This window comes from Arthrobacter sp. ok362, from assembly GCF_900102785.1.
In the GTDB taxonomy this organism is placed as follows: Bacteria; Actinomycetota; Actinomycetes; order Actinomycetales; family Micrococcaceae; genus Arthrobacter.
The window spans coordinates 25,270-46,842 of record NZ_FNGC01000008.1 but is presented as its reverse complement, the minus strand read 5'-3'; the positions used below and the strand labels follow the sequence as shown (position 1 = coordinate 46,842).

23 protein-coding genes, 1 tRNA gene and 1 pseudogene are annotated in these 21,573 nt (G+C 66.8%); 11 read left to right on the top strand and 14 right to left on the bottom strand.

The annotated features are described in order from the left end of the window. Positions 1–124 precede the first annotated feature (124 nt). The 6 genes from BLQ10_RS11775 (at position 125) to BLQ10_RS11750 (ending at position 5,637) form a co-directional block, all read left to right on the top strand. Positions 125–661 (top strand): PadR family transcriptional regulator, encoded by a 537-nt coding sequence (locus tag BLQ10_RS11775; protein ID WP_091562148.1) that lies wholly within the window; start codon positions 125–127, stop codon positions 659–661. A gap of 195 nt (positions 662–856) precedes the next feature. Next, on the top strand, positions 857–3,136 hold the full coding sequence (locus BLQ10_RS11770) for a carbon starvation CstA family protein (RefSeq protein ID WP_091562471.1): 2,280 nt from the start codon (positions 857–859) through the stop codon (positions 3,134–3,136). A 13-nt stretch (positions 3,137–3,149) separates the two neighbouring features. Next, positions 3,150–3,341, top strand: a complete 192-nt coding sequence (locus BLQ10_RS11765) for a YbdD/YjiX family protein (protein WP_091562146.1) — start codon at positions 3,150–3,152, stop codon at positions 3,339–3,341. A 160-nt stretch (positions 3,342–3,501) separates the two neighbouring features. Further along, complete coding sequence (locus BLQ10_RS11760) at positions 3,502–4,176, top strand: bacterial proteasome activator family protein (RefSeq protein ID WP_091562143.1); 675 nt, start codon at positions 3,502–3,504, stop codon at positions 4,174–4,176. A 7-nt stretch (positions 4,177–4,183) separates the two neighbouring features. Further along, complete coding sequence (locus tag BLQ10_RS11755; RefSeq protein WP_091562141.1) at positions 4,184–4,651, top strand: hypothetical protein; 468 nt, start codon at positions 4,184–4,186, stop codon at positions 4,649–4,651. Positions 4,652–4,791: 140 nt separating this feature from the next. Then, positions 4,792–5,637 (top strand): aldo/keto reductase, encoded by an 846-nt coding sequence (locus tag BLQ10_RS11750; RefSeq protein WP_091562139.1) that lies wholly within the window; start codon positions 4,792–4,794, stop codon positions 5,635–5,637. 248 nt (positions 5,638–5,885) lie between these two features. Here the strand turns inward: BLQ10_RS11750 and BLQ10_RS11745 are convergent, their stop codons facing one another. Continuing rightward, positions 5,886–6,131 (bottom strand): hypothetical protein, encoded by a 246-nt coding sequence (locus BLQ10_RS11745; RefSeq protein ID WP_091562136.1) that lies wholly within the window; start codon positions 6,129–6,131, stop codon positions 5,886–5,888. A gap of 36 nt (positions 6,132–6,167) precedes the next feature. Beyond that, the gene (locus tag BLQ10_RS11740) at positions 6,168–7,202 is read right to left on the bottom strand and encodes a hypothetical protein (protein ID WP_091562135.1); all 1,035 of its coding nucleotides are present in this window, start codon (positions 7,200–7,202) and stop codon (positions 6,168–6,170) included. Between the two features lie 92 nt (positions 7,203–7,294). On the opposite strand from BLQ10_RS11740, the gene BLQ10_RS11735 reads away from it, so the two are divergent. After that, a complete protein-coding gene (locus BLQ10_RS11735; RefSeq protein ID WP_091562132.1) occupies positions 7,295–7,768 on the top strand; it encodes a DUF2231 domain-containing protein in 474 nt (157 codons plus the stop codon). On the opposite strand, the gene BLQ10_RS22745 is transcribed toward BLQ10_RS11735, so the two are convergent. Beyond that, positions 7,765–8,283, bottom strand: a complete 519-nt coding sequence (locus BLQ10_RS22745; protein ID WP_254785529.1) for an MFS transporter — start codon at positions 8,281–8,283, stop codon at positions 7,765–7,767. The genes BLQ10_RS11735 and BLQ10_RS22745 overlap by 4 nt on opposite strands. Positions 8,284–8,452: 169 nt before the next feature. Next, positions 8,453–8,989: pseudogene (locus BLQ10_RS22740) on the bottom strand (MFS transporter); the annotation flags it as partial. Between the two features lie 430 nt (positions 8,990–9,419). Here BLQ10_RS22740 and BLQ10_RS11725 point away from each other — a divergent pair. Next, entirely contained in the window at positions 9,420–9,716 is a 297-nt protein-coding gene (locus BLQ10_RS11725; protein WP_091562129.1) for a hypothetical protein, read from the top strand. 250 nt (positions 9,717–9,966) lie between these two features. Beyond that, positions 9,967–10,335 carry a hypothetical protein gene (locus BLQ10_RS11720; protein ID WP_091562127.1) on the top strand — a complete coding sequence of 123 codons (369 nt, stop codon included), beginning with the start codon at positions 9,967–9,969 and terminating at the stop codon, positions 10,333–10,335. Positions 10,336–10,409: 74 nt separating this feature from the next. Here the strand turns inward: BLQ10_RS11720 and BLQ10_RS11715 are convergent, their stop codons facing one another. From BLQ10_RS11715 to tmk, 9 genes are all read right to left on the bottom strand, one after another. Further along, a complete protein-coding gene (locus BLQ10_RS11715) occupies positions 10,410–11,306 on the bottom strand; it encodes a transglycosylase domain-containing protein (protein WP_091562125.1) in 897 nt (298 codons plus the stop codon). 306 nt (positions 11,307–11,612) lie between these two features. Beyond that, entirely contained in the window at positions 11,613–12,293 is a 681-nt protein-coding gene (locus BLQ10_RS11710) for an aminoglycoside phosphotransferase/kinase family protein (protein ID WP_091562123.1), read from the bottom strand. Positions 12,294–12,348: 55 nt separating this feature from the next. Continuing rightward, on the bottom strand, positions 12,349–13,086 hold the full coding sequence (locus BLQ10_RS11705; RefSeq protein WP_091562121.1) for a hypothetical protein: 738 nt from the start codon (positions 13,084–13,086) through the stop codon (positions 12,349–12,351). 610 nt (positions 13,087–13,696) lie between these two features. Further along, positions 13,697–14,257 (bottom strand): hypothetical protein, encoded by a 561-nt coding sequence (locus BLQ10_RS11700; RefSeq protein WP_139164219.1) that lies wholly within the window; start codon positions 14,255–14,257, stop codon positions 13,697–13,699. Positions 14,258–14,811: 554 nt separating this feature from the next. Continuing rightward, the gene (locus BLQ10_RS11685) at positions 14,812–15,099 is read right to left on the bottom strand and encodes a hypothetical protein (RefSeq protein ID WP_091562110.1); all 288 of its coding nucleotides are present in this window, start codon (positions 15,097–15,099) and stop codon (positions 14,812–14,814) included. A 187-nt stretch (positions 15,100–15,286) separates the two neighbouring features. Then, a tRNA-Thr gene (locus BLQ10_RS11680) sits at positions 15,287–15,359 on the bottom strand. Positions 15,360–15,473: 114 nt separating this feature from the next. Next, positions 15,474–17,057, bottom strand: coding sequence for an alpha/beta hydrolase (locus BLQ10_RS11675; RefSeq protein ID WP_175558593.1), 1,584 nt, complete (start codon positions 17,055–17,057; stop codon positions 15,474–15,476). Positions 17,058–17,116: 59 nt separating this feature from the next. Further along, positions 17,117–18,259: a DNA polymerase III subunit delta' gene (locus BLQ10_RS11670; protein WP_091562105.1), complete on the bottom strand. Its 1,143-nt coding sequence runs from the start codon at positions 18,257–18,259 to the stop codon at positions 17,117–17,119. Continuing rightward, the gene (tmk, locus tag BLQ10_RS11665) at positions 18,256–18,912 is read right to left on the bottom strand and encodes a dTMP kinase (RefSeq protein ID WP_091562103.1); all 657 of its coding nucleotides are present in this window, start codon (positions 18,910–18,912) and stop codon (positions 18,256–18,258) included. Before tmk ends, BLQ10_RS11670 begins: the two co-directional genes overlap by 4 nt. 123 nt (positions 18,913–19,035) lie before the next feature. Between tmk and BLQ10_RS11660 the strand changes: the two genes are divergently transcribed. After that, entirely contained in the window at positions 19,036–20,232 is a 1,197-nt protein-coding gene (locus tag BLQ10_RS11660; RefSeq protein ID WP_091562101.1) for a trans-sulfuration enzyme family protein, read from the top strand. Between the two features lie 9 nt (positions 20,233–20,241). After that, on the top strand, positions 20,242–20,595 hold the full coding sequence (locus BLQ10_RS11655; protein ID WP_091562098.1) for a DUF2516 family protein: 354 nt from the start codon (positions 20,242–20,244) through the stop codon (positions 20,593–20,595). A 21-nt stretch (positions 20,596–20,616) separates the two neighbouring features. Here BLQ10_RS11655 and BLQ10_RS11650 read toward each other — a convergent pair whose 3' ends face one another. Further along, positions 20,617–21,474: a class I SAM-dependent methyltransferase gene (locus BLQ10_RS11650; RefSeq protein WP_175558592.1), complete on the bottom strand. Its 858-nt coding sequence runs from the start codon at positions 21,472–21,474 to the stop codon at positions 20,617–20,619. Positions 21,475–21,573: the final 99 nt, after the last annotated feature.

Genomic DNA, 21,573 nt, shown 5'->3' with positions numbered 1-21,573 from the left:
CGTCTGGAGCATGGGCTGTTTTGCGGCAGGGGCGGCAAAGACGATAACGTGGGTCCATACGCGGTATACACGCGTCTTGGGGCGCGTGTATGCTGTGTGGATTTTCCTGACTCCCGGGAGCGCCATGTCTATCCGTCACAGTCTCCTCGCCCTCTTGCAGGACCGCCCGCGCTACGGCTACCAGCTCAGGACCGAATTTGAGGACCGCACCGGTTCTTCCTGGCCGCTGAACATCGGGCAGGTCTACACCACCCTTGACCGGCTGGAACGCGACGGGCTGGTCCGCAACGACGGCGGCGACGGCGACGGGCACGTCATTTACAGCATCACCGCGGCCGGCCAGGCAGAAGTCAGTGACTGGTTCGCGGCCCCGGTATCCCGCGCGAATCCGCCCCGGAACGAACTGGCCATCAAGCTCGCCATCGGCCTCACGATTCCCGGGACCGACGTCGGCGCCATCATCCAGGCCCAGCGGGCCGTATCCATCCGGGCGCTGCAGGAGTACACAAAGTCCCGCCGCGACACGGCCGCGCTCCAGCGCCCGGCCGACACCGCCAGGCTTCTGGTGCTGGACTCCCTCATCTTCCAGACCGAAGCCGAAGTGCGGTGGCTGGACCTTTGCGAGGCCCGCCTCATGCAGCTCAGCAACCTCCAGGGGTAGCCTGGCCGACCGCTCGTCGCGCGAACCACGCCGCCGGGCGCAGGAGCGCCGCCAGAGCGCGGCCGCATTGGTAGGGTGCCGGGGGGGCAGTTCTGTACCGGTGGACTGCCCAGCTGGGTTTCTCGAGGAGGAGACATGGGCACAATGCCAGATGGCACGCAACGCGACAGCACGAACAGCAACACGCACAGCAGCATGCACGCCACCGCACAACTCGACGACGGGATCGTTCCGGATCCGTCCCTCCCGCCGACGTCGGTGGATGAGTCTGTCCGCGACTCCGCGGACCGCACCTGGACGCCCGCCAAGATCGCGCTGTGGGCGGTCATCGCGCTGCTGGGCGGCGTCGCCTGGTTCATGCTCGCGATCATCCGCGGCGAGACCGTCAACGCCATCTGGTTTGTGTTCGCGTCGGTCTGCACGTACCTGATCGGCTACCGCTTCTACTCCAAGGTCATTGAGCGCTATCTGCTCAAGCCCAATGACCGCCGCGCCACCCCGGCCGAATACAAGGCCGACGGCAAGGATTACGTCCGCACGGACCGCAACGTCCTGTTCGGCCACCACTTCGCCGCCATCGCCGGCGCCGGCCCCCTGGTGGGCCCGGTCATCGCGGCACAGATGGGCTACCTGCCCGGCACGATCTGGATCATCATCGGCGTCGTCCTGGCCGGCGCCGTCCAGGACTACCTCGTCCTGTTCTTCTCCATGCGCCGCGGCGGACGTTCCCTGGGCCAGATGGCCCGCGAGGAACTCGGCGTGATCGGCGGTACCGCCGCCCTCGTCGCGACCCTGCTGATCATGGTGATCATCGTCGCCATCCTTGCCCTCGTGGTCGTCAACGCCCTGGGCGAAAGCCCGTGGGGCGTCTTCTCGGTCGGCATGACCATCCCGATCGCCCTCTTCATGGGCGTGTACCTGCGCTTCATCCGGCCGGGTAAGGTCATGGAGATCTCCCTGATCGGATTCGTGCTGCTCATGGCCGCCATCATTGGCGGCGGTGCCGTGGCAGGCACCGAGTGGGGTGCCGCGTTCTTCCACCTGGACAAGATCACCATCGCGTGGGGCCTCATCATCTACGGCTTCATCGCAGCCATCCTCCCCGTCTGGCTCCTCCTGGCCCCCCGCGACTACCTCTCCACCTTCATGAAGATCGGCGTGATCGTGATGCTGGCCCTGGCCATCATCGTGGTCCGCCCCGAGATCACTGTGCCGGCGTTCAGCGAGTACGCAGGCCGCGACAACGGTCCGGTCTTCTCCGGCGCATTGTTCCCGTTCCTGTTCGTCACGATCGCCTGCGGCGCGCTGTCCGGGTTCCACGCCCTGATCGCCTCCGGCACCACACCGAAACTGATCGAGAAGGAACGCCAGACGCGCCTGATCGGCTACGGCGGCATGCTCATGGAATCCTTCGTGGCAATCATGGCCCTCGTGGCCGCAATCTCCATTGACCGCGGCATCTACTTCGCCATGAACGCCCCCGTGGCGCTGACCGGCGGGACCGTCGAAACCGCGGCCGCGTGGGTCAACAGCCTGGGCCTGTCCGGCGTCAACATCACGGCCGGCGATCTCGCGCAGACGGCCAAGGATGTGGGGGAGCAAAGCATCGTGTCCCGCTCGGGCGGCGCGCCCACCCTCGCCGTCGGCCTTGCCCACATCATGCAGCAGTTCATCGGCGGCACCGCGATGATGGCTTTCTGGTACCACTTCGCCATCATGTTCGAGGCACTGTTCATTCTCACGGCGGTCGACGCCGGCACCCGCGTTGCCCGCTTCATGCTCCAGGACTCGATCGGCAACTTTGTCCCGAAGTTCAAGGAGCACTCCTGGCGCCCGGGCGCGTGGCTCTGCACGGCCATCATGGTGGCGGCCTGGGGGGCCGTCCTGATCATGGGCGTCACCGACCCGCTGGGCGGCATCAACACCCTGTTCCCGCTGTTCGGCATCGCCAACCAGCTGCTGGCGGCCATCGCCCTCTCGGTCTGCCTGGCCATTGCCGCCAAGCGCACCGGCCCGAAGTACCTGTGGATCGTGGCGGCGCCGCTGGCGTTCGCCGCAGTCGTGACCATCACGGCGAGCTTCTACAAGATCTTCTCGCCCGTTCCGGCGGTGGGCTACTTCGCCAACAACGCAGCCTTCGCCAAGGCTCTTGCGGACGGTAAGACCTCCTTCGGAACCGCCAAGACCCAGGCCGCCATGGAGGCCGTGGTCCGCAACACCATGATCCAGGGATGGCTGTCGATCATCTTCGTGGTGCTGAGCATCATCGTCATCATCACGGCAGTGATGGCAACCATCAAGGCCCTGCGGAACACGGCCGCGGGGCTTCCCAACGCCGAGCACGAAGACCCCGCGCGGGCCTCCCGTGTCTTCGCTCCGGCAGGGTTTGTTCCCACGGCGGCGGAGCGCGACCTCGTGACCGAGTGGAACCAGCTCCCGGCCGGAGAACGGCTTGAAAAGTCCGGGCACCACTGATGCGGAGCCGGACGTGAACGCGGTACTTGCCGGGTTCCGCGGGTTTGCCGGGTACCTCGGCGGAGTCCTTGGCGCCGATGCCTACAAGAAGTACCTGGAGCACCATGAGGCCTCTGGACACACCAGCCCTCCCCTGACGGAGCGGGATTTCTGGCGTGACCGGACCGACCGGCAGGACACCAGTCCGCAGGGGCGGTGTTGTTGAGCCGGTGCTGCTGAGCGGGCGCTGTTGAGCGGGCGCTGTTGAGCGGTGTCCGACGGGGGCCGGGGGAGGGCGGCGTCGAGCACGAGAGTGTCCGACGCCGCCCCCTCCGCTTCCGGCGGACGCCGGGTCCGCGTCGCCCGGCGCGTGAGAGTATGAAGCCATGAGCGATCAGCACGACACTCAGCCCGGCGCCCAAACTGCCGACGACGTCCCCGTCGAAGGCACGCCCCTGGACGACACCCTGCCCGGTACGCCGTTGGCACCACCAGGGGCGGCGGCCGGCCAAGCCGGTGCGCCCGGCTCAAAGCCCGGGCCGCTCCGGGGAAGTCAAGTTCAGGACCTGGTGGACCAACCCGCGAAGGTCATGCGGATCGGCACGATGGTCAAGCAACTGCTGGAGGAGGTGAAGTCTGCGCCCCTGGACGACGCGGCCCGCGTCCGGCTCGCTGAAATCCACGACCGTTCCATCAAGGAACTCGAGGACGGACTGGCCCCGGAGCTCGTTGAGGAGCTCGAACGGATCAACCTTCCCTTTACGGAGAACGCCACACCCTCCGACGCGGAACTGAGGATAGCGCAGGCCCAGCTGGTCGGCTGGCTTGAGGGACTTTTCCACGGCATTCAGACGGCCATCGCGGCGCAGCACGCCGCCAGGGAGCACACCTACGCCCAGATGCAGCTGCGCCAGCTGCCGCCCGGAACAGTAATCGCACCGGGCGTCATCATCGGGGAGAACGGCGAACCGGTCCGGGCCGCTGCGCCGCGTCGCGGCGCGGATTCCTCGGAGCCGTCCGAGCCCGCGGAGCCGGACCACGGTCCGGGCCAGTACCTTTAGCGCGACCTTGGGCTTCTTCAGCGCAGCACGGCAAGGCCGCAGGGACGACGCCGAACTCGGCAAGGGCCTCTGGCGGCGCGCCCATGACCGGTTCAACCGCGGACTTGACCGCTACCACCAGGTCCTTGAGGGGGTCGAGGACGAAGCGCTGTACGGCGAGCTAGTCGACATCGCGAACCAGCTCTCCGCCCTCGCGCCCCGCGTGCGGCAGGTCTGCGTGGAGGCACAGCGGCGGTTTCCCAGCAATGGATTGGATATCCCGGGGCCCCTGGCAGGGGTTCACCGGGCCCTGTCGACAGCAGGCAATTCGCTGGCCATGACGGCTGAGGCGGCCGCGATGCTCCGGCTCGCTGTTGGGCCGGTTCCGGTGGGGGCAGCGTCCGTGCGGCGGCGCGCCGATTCCGTCCTGGAACAGGTCCACGACGCCGAGCGGCGGCTTGCGGAGGCTGACGGCAACGGGCCGACGGCGGCCTGAGCCGTTCCGCTCACTGGCGCCCGGCGGTGGCTTGCCGGCGGTCCTGGGATTCTCTGTCTCCTGGGTATTCCCGGTTACGCGCCTAGCTTAGCTGGGCCCAGACGCTGGCTGGACGGCGCCGATGTTGGCAGGATACTTATATGACTTTTTCACCGGAACTGACTTTCAATGACGGCAACACCATCCCCCAGCTTGGCTACGGGGTGTGGCAGGTTGAAGATGATGTGGCCGAAAAGGTGGTTGTGCAGGCGTTTGAGGCCGGCTTCCGCCACATCGACACGGCAAAGATCTACGGCAACGAAGCAGGCGTGGGCCGCGCCATTGAGCGTTCCGGCCTGAAGCCCGAGGAAATTTTCATCACCACTAAGCTGTGGAACGCGGACCAGGGCTACGAGTCCACCCTGAAGGCGTTCGAGGAGTCCATGGAGCGGCTGGGCCTCCAGACCCTGGACCTGTACCTGATCCACTGGATGCAGCCCAAGCAGGACAAATACGTCGACACCTGGAAGGCCCTCATCGAGCTCCAGAAGCAGGGCCGGGTGAAGACCATTGGCGTCTCCAACTTCACCAAGGAGGGCCTGCAACGCCTGATCGATGAGACCGGCGTGGTTCCGGCCATCAACCAGGTCGAGCTGCACCCCTTCTTCAGCCAGGCCGAACTGCGCGAATTCAACGCGTCCAAGGGCATCCTCACCCAGGCCTGGTCGCCGCTGGGTCAGGGCGGGGAGCTCCTCGAGAGCGCCATCATTTCCGAGATTGCCGCCAAGCACGGCGCCACGCCGGCCCAGGTTGTCATCGCGTGGCACCTGGCCATCGGCAACGTGGTCATCCCGAAGTCGGTCACTGAGTCCCGGATCCGCGAGAACTACGCGGCACTGGACGTCACCCTCGACGAGACCGACATCCAGGCCATCAACGGACTGGACCGTTCCGCGGAAGGCGCCGGCCGGATCGGCCCGGATCCGGCTGTCTCCGACTTCGCCTAAGCAACAGTCCCACGACGCAGGCGGCCAGCCGACGTTCGCACAGGGCCTTCACCCCGTACGGGGTGGAGGCCCTTTCTGCGCCCAGGACCATTCGCGCGGCCCCGTTCCCGCCGCGACCGTGACGCCCGTCGGGACTGTGACGCCCCGGGACTGTGGCACCCCGGGACTGCGGCTCCCCACCGGGACTGTGACGCCCCGGGACTGTGTGGCACCCCGGATCTAGGCGCCGATCCGGAATTGCTCCGGCGTCAGGCGGCTGCCCGGCGCTCTTTCGCCGGGATTGCATCGACGACGGCCCAGCCGTCTTCGCCCGCGATGCACCGGCTGGCGAAGCGGTCCGCGGCGGCAGCGTCATCGAAGCTCTCGGTGCGGATCCGGCCGCAGTCGGTGTCCAGGTAGGTGACCGTGAAATACAGTTCGCCATCCTGTGCGCCGTTGAAATCCGGCCCGAAATCCTGGTGGAAACTCTGCTGGAAATTCTGGTTGTTCTCCATGATTCCAGTGTGCAGCCGACCTCCGACAGTAAGACTTCACCCCTCCGGCGTGTTGCCGAGCCGCAGCACACGTTCCCGCGCCAGGACTTCCTTGCGGCGTTGCCGGTCGGCGGCCCGTGCTGACTGCTGCGCCAGGGCCGCCGACAGCTCGTGACGCTTCCGTGCTCCCTTGAGCTCGGCTTCAACTACGTCCAGACGCCGCCTGAGTTCGCGTGCCTCATCGGCCAGCCGGGTGCTTTCCGCCGTCGCCTCCGCCAGCTCCGCGGCCGCGCGGCGTGCTTCCCCGTCGGCCTCGGCGGCGGCCTCTTCGGCCGCTTCCAGGCCGGCCCGCGCCCGTTCCACCGCCGACGGCGTGGGCGTTGCCCGTGCTTTCCCGACGGCCCGGAGGCGGGGCTGTTCCGTTGGCTTTCCGCCGGCACCCTCGCCGCGATGTGCGGCCCGGGCCGCCGGTTCGGTCCCGCGGGCGCCGGTCACTGGTTCTGTCCCGCGGACGGCGGCCGTTTCCCGCGCGGTTCCAGTACCGGTTACCGCGGCCGCGTGGCTCCCCGGGACAGCCACAGCGCCGGCGAGATCGACGACGTCGACCCCGTCCGCCGAGAGCGCCCGGAGCAGGCAGCCGCTCTGCACGGCAGCTGCGGCCCCGGGGTCGGCGGTGGCGGCACGCAGCGTCTGCTCCACTTCTGTCGCCACGGCGGCGCTGATGGCCCGTCCCTGCTGGGCCGCCAGGGCGTGTGCCGTCTTTACGGCGCCTGCGAGGAGCTGGCGCCGCTGCTGTGCGAGGCGGCGGAGGTCGACTGCATCCAGGGCGTCCTGCGCGGCCTGCATCGACGTTCCCAGTCCGGCCAGCTCCCGCAGAATTTCGGGGTTGTGTGCCGCCAGCATGTTCACCGCCCACGCCGCCACCGACGGTTTGGGCAGTGCCCGGACTTCGGCCGCCAGGGCACGCTGCCCGGCCGCCGTGAGGCCAACGGCGCTGACGTCTTTGGCCGCAGCCGTTCTTGCCGCGACGAACTCGCCGTACGGCAATGCATACAGCGGCCCGGCAATGCCCTCAAGTTCCCGCGTTCCCATGCAAGAATCATAGGAGTCCGGCCCGCCACGAACGCCCAGCTCGCGGCCCCGTCATGAGACCAGGCGGCGCCAGGTTGCGGAGGAGTGTTCACTTGATCGAAATTGGCGGGCTACCAGCCCACGTCCTGCTCGTCCACGCCGTGGTGGTGCTCGCGCCGATCGCAGGCCTGGGCGCCATCGTCTATGCCGTGGCACTGCGCTGGCGGACCTACCTGGCCTGGCCTTTGGGCGTATTGTCGTTGGGGCTGGTGCCGGTGACACTGCTGACGGCGCAGGCAGGCGAGCAGTTGGAGAAGGCACGACCGGCGTCGGCCCTGCTTCACGAGCACGCCCAGCAGGGCGATGTGCTCAAAGTGGTTTCCGTGATCTTTTTCGTCCTGGTCGCGGCGATGCTGGTGGTCACGTATGAGCCCTTCGGCCGGAGGCTGGTGTTCCTCGGCGGACTTCGGGACAACCGGGCTGTCCGAGTGGCGCTCCTGATTGCCGGCGCCGTGACAGGGGCCTTCTTCGTCTACCAGAGCATCATCACGGGGCATTCGGGCGCGGTGTCCGTCTGGGCGCGCTAAGTCCGCCCATAGGCGGGCCCGTGACCCGGTGACGCGCGCCGGGCCCTGCGCAGCGTTACGAGCAGCAGGACCAGGGCCGTCGCCTGGAGTGCGGCGACGGTAATGATGAGCGCCGGCCGCGCGCTGTAGAGCGACCCGTACAGGGCCCCGCCGACCAACGCGCCGGCCCCCTCGAACGCCGCGAACACCCCGTACGCCGTGCCCTGCCGGGGCTGGGGCACCAGATCGGCGACCAACGCCTTGACCGTGGAGTCCTGGATGCCCGTGGCGGCGCCCCACACCAGGACGCCAGCCAGAACGAGCCCGGCGCTCGGCGCCAGGGCCAGAACCGGCACCCCCGTGATCAGCACGGGCAGCGCCAGGAGCACGGCCGCCCCGGCGCGATCGTAAACGACGCCACTGGCGAGGGCCCCGACGGCGCCCGCCCCCATGGCGCCGGCGTACAGCAGTGGAACCACCGCGACGGGCACGGCCACGGCGGCCGTCAGATGGTAGGAGATGACGCCGAAGGCCACCAGCCCGGCGCTCCAAAAGAAATGCGGCCGCCGCAAACAAAATGAAGGAGCCGGAGATCGCCGACGCCGGTCGGCCGGCGGCCCTCCCGTGGGCCGGCGCCGAACTTGGGTCCGAACCGCGCCTCACGGCGTCCGGGCCCGGGACGCTGCCGGGGCCGGCGTCGGGCGCCGAGTCGGCGGCGGGGTCCCGGACGCGGCGACGCAACCAAACGAGAATCGCCAGCGCCGCCACCGCCGGAATGACGAGCACGGCAAACGCCGCCGGCAGCGAGCCGCTGGCAACCAGCACCGCCGAAACGAGCAACGGGCCCAGGAGCGCCCCGGCCAAATCAAAGGATTTGTGGACGGCGAAGCCGCGGCCCCGGCCAACCGGCGTCGCGGCGGCAGCAAGCAGCACGGTTTTCGCCGGGCTGCGGACGGCTTTGCCAACCCTGTCGCCAATGATGAGCACGGCCGCCAGGGCCAGCCCGGCGGTTCCCGCCAGGGGCGTCAACGCCAGCAGCGGGACGCACACCGCCGTGAGCGCATACCCGGCCATCGTGAACGTCCAGTACCTCCCGGTGCGGTCCGCCCAGGGACCGAACACCAGCCGGAGTCCCTGGGACGCGGCCTCCGCGGCGCCGGTCACCAGACCGACGAATAGCGCCGACGCGCCGAGCTGGGCGAGCAGGGGACCTCCCAGCGGGCGGGCGCCGTCGGACACCATGTCCGTGGCGAGGCTGACCAGGCCGAAACCGACAACCGGGCCCCACAGCCGACGCCGCCGCTTATCGAGGTGGCCTCCGGACCGCGATGGCGGGATTTCCTGCTGGCGGGCTGGCAGCCTGCGCCCGGGCCGTTCCATTCCCTAAGGCTGGCGGACGGTCTGAAAAAAGACAATACGCAGGTCAGGCCCCTATGGCCGCGTCGAGGCATGGAAGGAAATTTTGACCAAAGTGGTTCTTGCCGCAGCGCAGGTGCCACCTTTTTTCGTCAGCACGCTCGGCATTGTCCTGGGTGACATCGGCGGTTCGCGGGACTCACGATGCCCTCACTCCGCAACGTATTGACGACTGCCCGGCTCGGGCGTAGACCGTGCCGTATCAAACCAACCGCAGGCCGTTGCCTTGCGGCCTGCCGCCTGTGAGGAGAAGACAATGGCCGTCGCAGTCATCATGGAATTTGCCGGTGCCACGCTGGAGCAATACGACCAAATTATTGGCAAGATGGGCCTTACGCCGAGAGGGCCCGCGCCGGCCGGCGCCCTCGGGCACTGGGTGGCCGCCACCGACGACGGGATCCTCGTCACCGACCTATGGCAGACGAGGGAGCTCTACGACGCCTTCGCGAAGGACCAGATCGGCCCGTTCACTGCCGAAGTCGGTGTCCCCGCGCCGCCCACCGTGAAGTATCTGGACGTCCACAATTACTTCACCCCGGGAGCGGGCGCCTGACCGAAGTGAGCGTGCGGAACCGGGACCAATATCCGGCATACGCCGGGGTCAACGACAGAGCCCCGGAAATCAACGATTTCCGGGGCTCTTTCCCAGCTTCCTGCGAACTGACGACGTGGCGGTCAGTTTCTCTGCCAGCAACCTGACCAGCCCTTCGTCCTCCCCGACAGACATGAGTCCACGCGCCGGCGGCTCCCGACGCGGACAGCGCCGGAGTAGCCTGACAGCAGAAGCGAGAAAGGCCTGGACCATGCGCATTCTTCAGACATCCACCGACGCCCTCAACGTCACAGGGATCGACAGGATCGCCTATCTCAACGCTGAAGAGCGGACATTTCTGACCACATCAACCGGCCGGCCGGACTTTGCCACTCCCGGGCAGGGGGAAGTCATCGCCGACATGGGGCGGGCCGTTCCCGTCACCTTGGCCTATATCGATGACCCGCTCGAAGGGAGCCTCATCATCGCGCGCCTCACGGACCTGATTGCAAACTACGATTGGCCCGTCATCAGCTTTTCCGACGTTCGAGAAGACGCCCGGAAAAAAGTGGCCGAAATCCGGTACAGAGAAGCCGAGGATAACGCCGAGCCAGACCGGACCGACCCACACGAAGACTAATCCGGGCAGCGGCCGCGAGCCCGCTGCATGAGGTCTGCGCAGACTTAGCGGCGACGCCTGACGCTTGGGCGTGCCTAGCTGGCTTCGCTCTGGATACGGTCCTTTACGCTTGGAGGCATCGTCGAGCACGCGTCAGTGTCGGCGCGCCGGTCAGCATGGTTGTTGGCGGTGTCAGTGATGCCTACCGTTGCCACGGCCGCTTGCCATCCGCCCAGGCCGGTGATCTGCCGAGGAACCCAGACGTTCGCGGCCCCGTTCACCAGGTTCCACACGGCGGGGTGGACGTCTGCGCCCAGGTAGATCCCCCCGTTGGGATCCCGCTTGACCAGATCCGGCAGGGGCAGAACACCCATCAGTTGCGCAGACTGGTAGTCCGACATGTTCCACGGCGGTGTTCCAAAGTAGTACCAGCTGGCCGCGCAGACACCATACAGATGGGGGCCGAACTGGGCGTAGTTCAGGTACAGCTCCAAAGTCCGCTGGGGGCGCAACGTGTAGCTGAATTGGGTTGCCAGGACGGCCTCAATCCCTTTTCGGGGGGCGCTCTGGTCGTCCCAGAGGAAGATGTTCTTCACCAGCTGCTGGGGGATGGTGGAACCACTAGGGTCGGGTTTCCCCTGGAAATACGCCTGTGCCCTGGCCTGGAAGTCTCCGAGGTCGAAGGCGCCACTGCGGGTGCCGAGCTGTTCGTCTTCATGGGCGATGGTCGCGGCGAGCAGGTGCCGGCTGATGTGGTTGATCGAGACGAACTGATAGACGTTTGGCTCGCCGGCCTCCAGCATGTATGCGGTGCGCGGCGGGGTCACGCCCATGCTGAACATGAAGGCAATGACCTGGATCAGAACCAGTGGGGCGATCAGAGCCAGCAGTAGCTTGCGGCGCCATTTTCGCTTGGGGCGCTTGCCCGACTGGCCGACCGGCGTGAGCGGCTGTTGAGCCTGGTCCGGCTCTGCCGCAGGCGGGCTTACCATCGGCGGCGCAGGTTCCCGAGGCGCTAGGGTCTCGGGTACCGGGTAGCTAACAACTCTCGACAATGGGCCCGGCACCGGGTAAGACACAACTTTGGCCGGTTCTGCCTCCGGATGACCGGATCGGGGAAGGCGGTCCGGCGGTATTCGCCGTGGCGAAGTTGGTGTTGTCGGGATGTCCATCGGTATGCCTTCGCTGCTCGCCCCCCGGTTACCTCTGAAAGAGGTAAAGGATGGGACGAAATTCTACCGGGCCGCCCCGGATATTGCTCCCAGCCAACTACGTAGGGGATTGTCGCGGCCATCAGCTCACGCCGCGATACGCTCCGATGGACTCCTGGTCGTGAGCCTGGGCGTCTTCCTCTTCGCCACGGAACCGCTCCCGGCGACGCCGGGCATGCTGGACGGCGACATCGAATCGTTGAATGCCCGGCACCAGGCGTCCGAAGCGGCAGCACAGCCGGCCTTCGGCAGGGTGCTGTCCACGATCGAAGATCTGGAAGCCCTGGCGACCACAGCCCCGTGCGTGATCGGGCGGCCGATCCGAGCTAGCCGCGGCCCTACGCCGCGGCCGGTCACCGGTATCGGGGCGAGGTGTTCCCGATGGGCCTTGGCGATCACCGCGGCGACACGGCGCAACTGGAGGGCAGCTGCCACCTCGGTGGCCGTGAACGGGAACATGGCGGTGATCTCGTCCGCTGTGTAGCCGGTGTTCCCGGGCGTTCCGGCCCGGTTCAGCAGATGGGAGAGGACCCAGACGCTCGGCGCCCAGCAGACCTTGTCGAAGTCGAAGAGGACCTCGCTGTCGCCGGTGTTGATGATGTTCCCGGAACGGGCATCCCCGTGAACGGCCGACCAGGAGGTGCCGCCTCGAAGAGGGCTTCCAGGGCCGTGTCGTAGCGGTTCCGCAGCCCGCAGTTCCACGGCCGGGCGCCAGGAGTGCAGGCTGGTCAAGGCCTCGTCCTGGTAGCCACGGTGGGTGCCGACCATTGGTCCAGACTCCAGGACTGGGCGCCGGTGCCCGGGAGCCTGGACCAATGGATGGTCAGCCGTGGGCGAGGACCGTGTTGATCAGCTGGGTCAGTTCGGCTGACGCTTGCTGAGTGACCGCCGGACCTGTTTTTACGGCAGTCGCGGCAAGGTTGCCTTTGATACCGGTGACGGTCAGAGCGGTTTGGGCCTGGCCTGTGGCCAGGTGCTGCTTGGTAAGTGCCGCAAAGGAAACATCCCCGTTAGTCTTGGCAGCAACAGGCGTGGTCTCTGTGGTGATTTTCTGGCCGGCCGCTTCGATGGCGAAAGTCTTGCACTTCGCAGCTGAGGCTTGGGATGCGTTCAGCTGTTCGGTCATGGTTTGGGCGTCCTTGAGGGCAATGACCGTAACCACAGTTGCCGTTTTGTCAGCTGCCGAGATCGAAGTGGCGCCCGCGTAAGTGCTGCCGTCCGGAATCTGGGCGTTGCTGTCAGCGAAGGACTTGCAGGCCGCTGGAGTGAATACGGCTGTCTTGAGCAATTCCTTGGCCTTGAGGATGCCCTGGTCGATTTGTGCTGACGGGACCACAGTCAGCGGCTTGCCCTGGGCGTCCTTCAACGTTGTAAGCAGACCTCTCAGGTCCGCATTGCTGAAGGTCTTCGTCGGAATCGGGGTGGGAGCGGCTGTCTGAGCTGCTGCCGGCGTTACGGCGGACGTTGCCGTCGCGGTGCCAGTGCCGGAGCCGGCACCGCAGCCGGTAAGGGCAAGGAGCGCGACCAGGATGACGGCCGGCGGTGTGATTCTTCGCTGCATGTAGTGTCCACCTTCTCGGTTTACCGGTCCGCCTCCCGGTCTTGGGCGGCGCGCTCCGGTACCGACCAGCCAGAGTGTCCCGGTAAGGACCCCGGCCGGTGCGGCCTGTAGCTACTCGCCGGAAAGGGGCGTGAGGGGTGTTTCTGTCGGCAGCCCGTGGTGACGGAAGGCCGATGCAACGCTCCCCCTCGCGCGCCGCTCCCAGACGCGATGGGGTCAGGCTACAGGGCGGGTCGGCCACACAACAGAGAGTAAGCTACCTGTTTTTTGCACCGCCCGCGGGACTGCAACCGCGCATAAAGAAACCAGGCCGACAATCGCCGACCTCCAGAAATCGCGGGATTATTGGCAGCGTGAGGCCACTCTATTCGGATGCGCGAGCGTTTGGTGACATAGAAATTTTTGCGATGATGCCATCCCGGGTCGCTCCCAACGGGGCGTCACCGAGTCGTCGGCGGAGTTCGACGGATGGAGCCTGGCCGCCGGAAGGCTGCAATTCGCCGACCGCTAGGGTCTGTTCAGCTCGTTGTTGAAGCCTGTGTGAGCTTTTACGAATCCGGGGTGTTGTCGAGCATTACGTTTTGCCCGGCTTGTGGGACATGCGTCTGACCTACAGGTGTGGAAGCCAGCTGAGGTCGCGGACAGAAAACCTCCGCGCGGGTGTCTCATACTCGGTCATGACCCCGTACTTGGTGTCAACGAACGCAGAACCGGTAAAGCGGGGATCTTCAAGAGCGATCAGGGCAAGCCTGACTCCTTCACCTTCCACCTCAGCTCCCGCCACCCGGAAGTCGTCCGGGATTCCGCCCCAGATGCGCATGGACAACGGGAAGAACAAAGCGATTTCCGGGGGGAGGTAATCGTCCCGGTCCCGAGGCGCCTGCTCGACCTCCCCGGTGCTGTACTCGATCCTGCCGCCGCGGGCGGGTGTGAACGACCAGAGCTTGTTTTCGTCAGTAACCGACCAGGTCCTGTAGCTGTAGCTGACTATGACTTCGGCTGACCGTCTGTCGCCTCCCTCCATGTCCACCACATCGACGGTGGCGCCCAGCCTGCGCTGCATGAGGGAGTTCCGCACGGCGGTCAGAATCAACAGCAGGGCGTTGAAGGATTCATCCACGGCCATGACGTCCTCTACCTGGGGAACAGTGGGCAGGCTATTGGATGCCAACCTATCCGAGAAAAAGGTGCGTGGTGCTGATCCTAAAGAGGTGGCCCCGAAGTTGCAGCCCCTCACTCTCAGCTCCGAGTGGGCAAAGTTCACCACCGCCTGGACGAAGCAAGTCCCCGCTGAGGACGGAAGGGTTGAGAACGGCGACCTGACACCGTTTGTACAACCCGACGTCGTCCTCACCAGCAAGCCGGAGCTTCTGGACAGGGACACATCAGGGTTTGCATTGACTGCGGTTCATCCGTCGTAAGCGTCTTCTAGCAGGGCTTTGGCCGCTGCCGCTGTTTCCTGGAACCGTTCCTCGTGGATCGCCTTGATGGGCGATTCGTATCCGAGACGGGGGGTTGATGGTCAGGGCCCAGGCCTGGGCGACCTCCTTGCCCTGGGCGCTTTCGATTTCGTACAGGACGTCATGGGCGAACCGGAGGCGCTGCTGGGCGGGCCGGGTCGGTTCAAGGTCGCCGCGGGCCCACTTGGGACCTGGCCGGGGCCTTTAACGCCGGGAGAGTCCTAGGCAGCAGCCAGGTGGGCGATCGGGTGCTGCTGCAGGTCGGTCAGGTGGGTGCGGACGAGGGCGTCGACTGCGTGGAACCGGAGGGTGCCGTGCTGCTTGACATCAGTCCCGAGCCGGTCGGGGTCCATTCGCGGACGGTGCTGTTGGGTTTGAGGGCTCCCGGGACGGATCCGATGCGTTCGCCGTCGAGGTAGACGTCGGCGGTCACCAGCGACGCGGCGCCTTCACCGGCCTTGTGGTCCGGGCCGAGTTCGCCGGTGCGGGTACGGAACCACGCGGGCTTGTTCAGCTTGCCAGGGGTGACGGGCTTCAGCTTGATGTCAGGCATGGGTCTCCAATCGGGGCTGTTCCCAGTGAGATCAAGACCGCCTTCACCGAGCAGGCCTCCGCCATCTGGGGCCGGGAATGTAGGACCATCGTCGGTTCCACCCGCGAAGCCCCCGACTTCCTCGGGGTCGTTGTCAACTAAAACGACAGAACCCCCGGAAATCGTTGATTTCCGGGGGTTCTTTCCGAGCTTCCTGCCAGAATCGAACTGGCGACCTTCTCATTACGAGTGAGACGCTCTACCAACTGAGCTAAGGAAGCAACCACATGAATGCCCGGCGAACCGGGCGGATCATGCAAGAGACAACTGTAATAGAGTCCCGGCGTCCGGGTCAAAATGAACGGCGGAAGCCGCCTTTCGGTTCGTCCGCGTACCTAGCAGACGGTGTTGTCCGCCGGGACTTTGCCGTCCACCAGGTAGTCATCGACGGCGTTGCCGATGCAGCTGTTGGAGCGGCCGTAGGCCGTGTGGCCCTCGCCCTTCCACGTCAACAGCGACGCATTCCCGAGCTGCTTGCGCAGGGCACTGGCCCATTCCACCGGGGTAGCCGGATCGCCGGTAGTTCCCACAACAACAATCGGGGCCGAACCCTTGTACTCCACCGGGGCAGGAGTCAGGACATTCTTGTACGGCCAGTCCTTGCAGTTGCTGCCGCCGTACGCGAAGTAGTAACCAAAGGTGGGCGAGAGTTGGCGAAGCTTCTGGTCCTCGGCGCGCATGGAGGCGGCGTCGGAGACCATCGGGCGGCCCAGGCAGTTGATGGCGTTGAAGGCGAAGGTGCTGTTGTCCGTGTAGGTTCCGCTGGGGTCCCGGTCGGCGCCGAAGTCGGCCAACTGCAGCATGCCGGTGCCGTCGCCGGCCAGGGCCGTAGCGAGCGCCCGGGTGAGGATTGGCCAGTTGTCATTGTTGTAGAGCGGGATGAGGAGGCCGCTGACAAACGTCGACCCCGAGACCTTCCGCCCATCCTTCGCCGGCAACGGGTTGGCCTCCGCCGCTGTGATGGCATTGCGGATCTGCTGGACGCCTTCCTCGGTGCTTCCCGTAAGCGGGCATCCGGACGTCTGCTGGCATTTGGCGACGTATGCGTGGAGGGCCTTCTCGAAGGCCACGGCCTGGCCGCGGGTCAGTTCCACGTCGCTCAGCGACGGGTCAAGGGCACCGTCGAGGACCAACCGGCCCACGTTGTCCGGAAACAGCGAAGCGTAGGTGGAGCCCAGGAGGGTCCCGTAGGAGTAGCCCAGGTAGTTCAGCTTCGTGTCGTTGGCCACCCCGCGCAGGATATCGAGGTCCTTGACTGCACTGACGGTGTCGACGTGGGCCAGGACCGGGCCGGTCTTCTCCACACATTTTGCTGCGATCGCCTTGTTTTCTGCCTCGGCCGCCTCAAGTCCGGCATCCGTGTCCAGGGCGTAGTTCTTGGCGCGGGACGCATCCCGTTCCTTGTCCGTGAGGCACGTGACCGGGGCGGAGCGCTTCACGCCGCGGGGGTCGAAGCCCACGATGTCATACGCGGAGCGGACCTTCTCCGAAATGTTGGTGTTGGCGGCGTCCCTGACGAAGTCGTAACCCGAAGCGCCCGGGCCGCCCGGGTTGACCAGCAGGGTGCCCTTCTTGGTGCCGTTCGTGGCGAGCTTGATGGCCGCAAGTTCAATGCGGTCACCGTCCGGCTTGCCGTAGTCCAGCGGAACCTTGACCTTGGCGCACTGGAAGGCGCCCTCTTCGCACGGCTTCCAGTCGATCTGCTGGGAGTAGTAGCTGCGCAGCTCCGCCGGCGCCGCATCGACAATTGACTGGTCCGCCTGCTTCGGTGCCCCCGATGTACCGGCATTCGACCCGCCGTTGCCCCCGCCGAAAAGGGTGCACGAGGCCAGTGTGATGGCCAGGGCCACGGCGCCGACGGCCCGCATGCCGATCGCCAGGGATCGGGATCTTGCGGACTGGGGTCGAGCAGGCTTCATGCGGTTCTCCTTGGAGGATAGGAACGAAAGCGAAGGTGTCGTTGGAGCGGCCGGGACCGTCAAATAAGGCTGGCAGCCATGGACTCGATCGTCAGCAGCGGAGCCACGTTGGTGGTGGTGATCCGCGTGCGGGCCTTGTTGACGGCGTCCATACGGGCGAGGGTCACTTCGGCGGTGGAACGGGAGGCGAAGTCTTCGAGTTCGCTTCTGAGTTCAAGGTTGACGAGTTCCACGGCGTTCCCCATCTGGATGATCAGGACATCCCGGTAAAAGGACAGCAGGTCCGTCAGTGTGCGGTCAAGGGAATCGGTGACGGAACGCTTGGCGCGGCGCTTCTGGTCGTCCTCGAGTTGCTTGACCTGGCTCCGCATGGCCGGCGGCAGCGTGCCGCTTTCGGGCGCCCCGAGGGTGGCCAGCAGCGCGGTTTTCTCGGCGGCATCGCGCTCGTCATTGGAGCTATTGGCTTCCTCGGTGGCGATCTTGACCAGCTTCTCGGCCATCATGACCGCCGCCGTGACGCCGCGAAGGGACAACGGAAACCGCACCGTTTCAAGGCGGCGCTCCCGGGCCTCCGGGTCCCGGGCCAGGCGGCGGGCGATGCCGACGTGGCTTTGCGCGGCTCGGGCGGCGCGCTCGGCAACCGCCGGGTCCACGCCGTCGCGCTTGACCAGCAGGGCCGCGACGTCGGCGGCCGGCGGAAGCCGGAGCGCCACCGGCCGGCAGCGGGAGCGGATCGTCACGAGGACATCGGCGGGGGAGGGCGCGCAGAGCATCCAGACTGTGCGGGGAGTGGGTTCCTCGATGGCCTTGAGCAGCACGTTGGTGGTCCGCTCGGCCATCCGGTCCGCATCCTCCACCACGATGATCCGCCATCGGGCGGACGACGGCCGGTTCCCGGCGGTGGACACGAGCTCGCGTGCCTCATCGATGGTGATGGTGACCTTCTCCGTGCGCACGAACGCGACATCGGAATGGGTTTCGCCCAGGATGGTCAGGCACGCCGGGCATTCGCCGCAGCCTCGCAGGCTGACGTCCTCCTGGTCACAGTTCAGGGCTGCGGCGAAGGCCTTCGCGGCGTTGGAACGGCCGGAGCCGGGAGGTCCGGTGAATAGCCACGCGTGCGTCAGCCCCTCCCCCTGGGCGGCCTGGCGCAGTTGGGCCACGACGGCATCCTGGCCCTGGAGGTCGTCCCAGACAGTCATGCCGTGCTGCTTTGGGTGACGGCCAGCAGGGATTCGACGCGCTCGAAGATCCGGGCGGCGAGTTCGGCCACGGGCAGGCGGGCGGGCAGCACCAGGTAGGCTTCGGGCCGGGCCGCGGCCAGGTCCAGGAAGGCCGATCGGATCTTGGCATGGAATTCGTCGGCCTCGGACTCGAGGCGGTCTTCGGCGGCCTCGCCGGCTGTGCGCCGTTGCCGGCCAACGGCGGGCTCGACGTCGAGAAGTACCGTCAGGTCCGGCTGCAGGTCCGAGGTCGCCCAAGCGTTGATGTCCCTGACCGCCTCCGTCCCGAGGCCGCGGCCGGCGCCCTGGTACGCGACCGAGGAGTCGATGTACCGGTCAGTGAGGACGATCTCGCCGCGTTCCAGGGCGGGCCGGATGACCTGGCTCGCGTGCGCGGCACGGGACGCCGCGAAAATAAGGGCCTCGGTATGGCCGTCGATGTGGCCATGGCCGTGATCCAGTACGAGCGAACGCAGCTTTTCGCCGATCGCCGTGCCGCCCGGTTCCCGGGTCCGCAGCACTGTGAAGCCGCCTGATTCCAGCGTTTTGGCGAGTTCAGCCGCCTGCGTGGACTTGCCGGCGCCGTCTCCGCCCTCGAAGGCAATAAACAGTCCGGGCAACGGGCTTGGCAACTGTTGAGGGGACGCTCCGGGGCTCTGGTTAGTCACTGTTCAAGAGTACCGACAATCACCGACACTTCAGTGTCCGGCGTAACGGCTTGGGTTCCTCGCGGGGCGCCCACGTACCCTGTCTCCATGAGTCTTTCTGAAGAGCAGGCCGCCACGCTTTCGCCGGATTCCCTGGTTGTGGCGGCAGGGCGGCCGCCGCGCACCCGCGACGAACCGGTCAACCCGCCGCTTGTGCTGTCCTCGACCTACTTCGGCACAGGACCGCTGGGCGACGGCGACCGCGGCTACGGCCGGTATTCCAATCCCACGTGGGACCCCTTCGAAGAGGCGCTGGCCCAGTTGGAAGGCGCGGACCTGCCGGGCCTGCTTTACGCCTCTGGACTCGCCGCCGTGAGTTCGGCCCTGTCCCTGGTGCCCGCCCAGGGCGTGCTCGTGATGCCGTCGCACAGCTACGCGGGTTCGGTCACCATGGCTGCCGAACTGGCGGCCAAGGGCTTCCTCGAGTTGCGGACGGTGGACATCGCGGACACCGACGCCGTTGTGGCCGCACTTGCCCCGGCCAGCGGCCGCGCCGCCAGCATGCTGTGGCTGGAGAGTCCCACCAACCCCATGCTCGGAGTCGCGGACATGCGGGCCCTGACCACCGCGGCGCATGAGGCCGGCGCGATCGTCGTCACGGACAACACCTTTTCCACGCCCTTGGTGCAGCAGCCCCTGAGCCTGGGCTCCGACGTCGTGCTGCATTCGGTGACCAAGTACCTCTCCGGCCATTCCGACGTTGTGCTCGGTGCGCTGGTGACCTCCGACGCCGGTCTCCGCGCCGCCCTGCTGCACCACCGCACCATCCATGGCGGGATCGCCGGACCGTTCGAGGCGTGGCTGGCGCTGCGCGGGCTCCGGACCCTGGCGCTGCGGATTGAGCGTTCACAGGCGTCGGCCCAGGTCCTTGCCGACCGGCTCAACGGCCATCCGCGGGTTGCCGGCATCCGGTTCCCCGGGCTGGCCTCGGACCCCGGCCACGTGCGGGCCAAGAAGCAGATGAAGGGGTTCGGGTCCATCCTGTGCATCGAGGTGGCGCCTGTCGTCGGAGACACGGGCAGCCTCAGCGGCGCGGAAGCCGCGGACCGGATGATCCGCGCCCTGCGCCTTTGGCTCCCCGCCACGTCCCTGGGTGGGGTGGAATCCCTGATCGAACGCCGGCGCCGGCACACGGCCGAGCCGGAGAGCGTGCCGGACAACCTGGTCCGGATGAGCGTGGGCATTGAGAACGTGGACGACCTTTGGGCCGATTTGGATCAGGCATTGGGCACTCTGGACGGCTAGGCTGGGGGAGTGGACGGACGCATACTCATTTACTTTGTCGAATCCGGGGTCTACCTGGTCCTGGCCGTCGTGGCCTTTGCCTTGGAGGCATGGGCGTTTTTCGATTGCCTCCGGCACAAGGCCAACGCGTTCGAGGCCGTATCGAAGCGGACCAAGACCTTCTGGCTGGCCCTGACCGGCGGCGCGTTCGTTGTGGGCCTGTTCTCCCTGCTCGCGCAGCTGGGCAGCGGTGGTGGCGCCGGTTCGCTCGGCATCTTCGGCCTCGCGGCCGTGACGGCCGCGTCCGTGTACCTTGCCGACGTCCGTCCCGCGGTCAAAGACGCCGGCCGCGGCCGCAACATGGGCCCCTACGGCCCCTGGTGACGTAGGCCCGCTTCAGGCTTTCTAGGGTCCTAACTCCCCGGGCGCCACGGCTTCCCAAGCGACCGTCACTTCGCCCAGCCGCCAGCGGGACGGGCCGTCCTGGATGGGCCAGCCAGCGTCGAGCAGGGCACGGCACATTGCTGTGAAGCGCTGCCGGCTGCCGAACGATGCCAGCGGCGCCGCTTCCAGCCAGGCTTTGTCCATAGCCTGCAGGTAGGCGTGAATCTTCTCTCCGGGCACGTTGCGGTGGATCAGGGCCTTCGGCAGCCTTTCTGCCACGTCGGAGGGTAGCGCGAAGGCACCGAACCGCATGGACAAACTCAGGCTCAGCGGCCGCTCGACGTCGAGAGCCACCCAGGCGGCGCGCCGCCCGATTTCATCGCACGTGCCGTCGATGAACAGCCCACCCGGCGCGAGACGGTCCTGCACCAGCCGCCAGATGCCAGCCACGTCAGCTTCCTCGTACTGCCGCAGGACGTTGAAGGCGCGGACCAGCACGGGATTTCCCGTCACGGGCAGTTCGAAGCCGCCCATCTGGAACATCAGGCCCGGCCGTTCAAGTGCTTGGGCCTGCCGGACACGCTCCGGTTCGATTTCGATGCCCACCACCTGCATATCCGCGCGGACCGCGGCGAGGCGTTCGAAGAGTTCGACGGCGGTGGCCGGCGACGCGCCATAGCCGAGGTCGACGGCGAGGGGATGGGCCGCGGCGCGCAGCCGCCAGGCCTGCGGCCCGGTCAGCCAGCGGTCCACCCGTCGCATCCGGTTGGGGTTCGTGGTTCCACGGGTCACGTTGCCCACGGGCCTGCCGCCACGCGCGCCGCTTCTCGTTCCGCCCTGGTTCCGGGGGGACAGCACCCGTTCAGCCTTCTGCACCACCGCCCAAGCCTATCCTCCAACGCCTGTCCTCCCACGCGGGTCACTTCCGGCCCATGTCGGGCCCGCGGATGGGCCGGAAGTGACCCCGCGTTGCAGTGA

Bases quoted from the DNA above. Each gene is read 5' to 3' on its own strand.
- BLQ10_RS11775 (WP_091562148.1), top strand. From the start codon at position 125: ATGTCTATCCGTCACAGTCTCCTCGCCCTCTTGCAGGACCGCCCGCGC.
- BLQ10_RS11770 (WP_091562471.1), top strand. From the start codon at position 857: ATGCACGCCACCGCACAACTCGACGACGGGATCGTTCCGGATCCGTCC.
- BLQ10_RS11760 (WP_091562143.1), top strand. From the start codon at position 3,502: ATGAGCGATCAGCACGACACTCAGCCCGGCGCCCAAACTGCCGACGAC.
- BLQ10_RS11750 (WP_091562139.1), top strand. From the start codon at position 4,792: ATGACTTTTTCACCGGAACTGACTTTCAATGACGGCAACACCATCCCC.
- BLQ10_RS11745 (WP_091562136.1), bottom strand. From the start codon at position 6,131: ATGGAGAACAACCAGAATTTCCAGCAGAGTTTCCACCAGGATTTCGGG.
- BLQ10_RS11740 (WP_091562135.1), bottom strand. From the start codon at position 7,202: ATGGGAACGCGGGAACTTGAGGGCATTGCCGGGCCGCTGTATGCATTG.
- BLQ10_RS11725 (WP_091562129.1), top strand. From the start codon at position 9,420: ATGGCCGTCGCAGTCATCATGGAATTTGCCGGTGCCACGCTGGAGCAA.
- BLQ10_RS11720 (WP_091562127.1), top strand. From the start codon at position 9,967: ATGCGCATTCTTCAGACATCCACCGACGCCCTCAACGTCACAGGGATC.
- BLQ10_RS11715 (WP_091562125.1), bottom strand. From the start codon at position 11,306: ATGGTAAGCCCGCCTGCGGCAGAGCCGGACCAGGCTCAACAGCCGCTC.
- BLQ10_RS11710 (WP_091562123.1), bottom strand. From the start codon at position 12,293: ATGGTCGGCACCCACCGTGGCTACCAGGACGAGGCCTTGACCAGCCTG.
- BLQ10_RS11705 (WP_091562121.1), bottom strand. From the start codon at position 13,086: ATGCAGCGAAGAATCACACCGCCGGCCGTCATCCTGGTCGCGCTCCTT.
- BLQ10_RS11685 (WP_091562110.1), bottom strand. From the start codon at position 15,099: ATGCCTGACATCAAGCTGAAGCCCGTCACCCCTGGCAAGCTGAACAAG.
- BLQ10_RS11675 (WP_175558593.1), bottom strand. From the start codon at position 17,057: ATGAAGCCTGCTCGACCCCAGTCCGCAAGATCCCGATCCCTGGCGATC.
- BLQ10_RS11670 (WP_091562105.1), bottom strand. From the start codon at position 18,259: ATGACTGTCTGGGACGACCTCCAGGGCCAGGATGCCGTCGTGGCCCAA.
- BLQ10_RS11660 (WP_091562101.1), top strand. From the start codon at position 19,036: ATGAGTCTTTCTGAAGAGCAGGCCGCCACGCTTTCGCCGGATTCCCTG.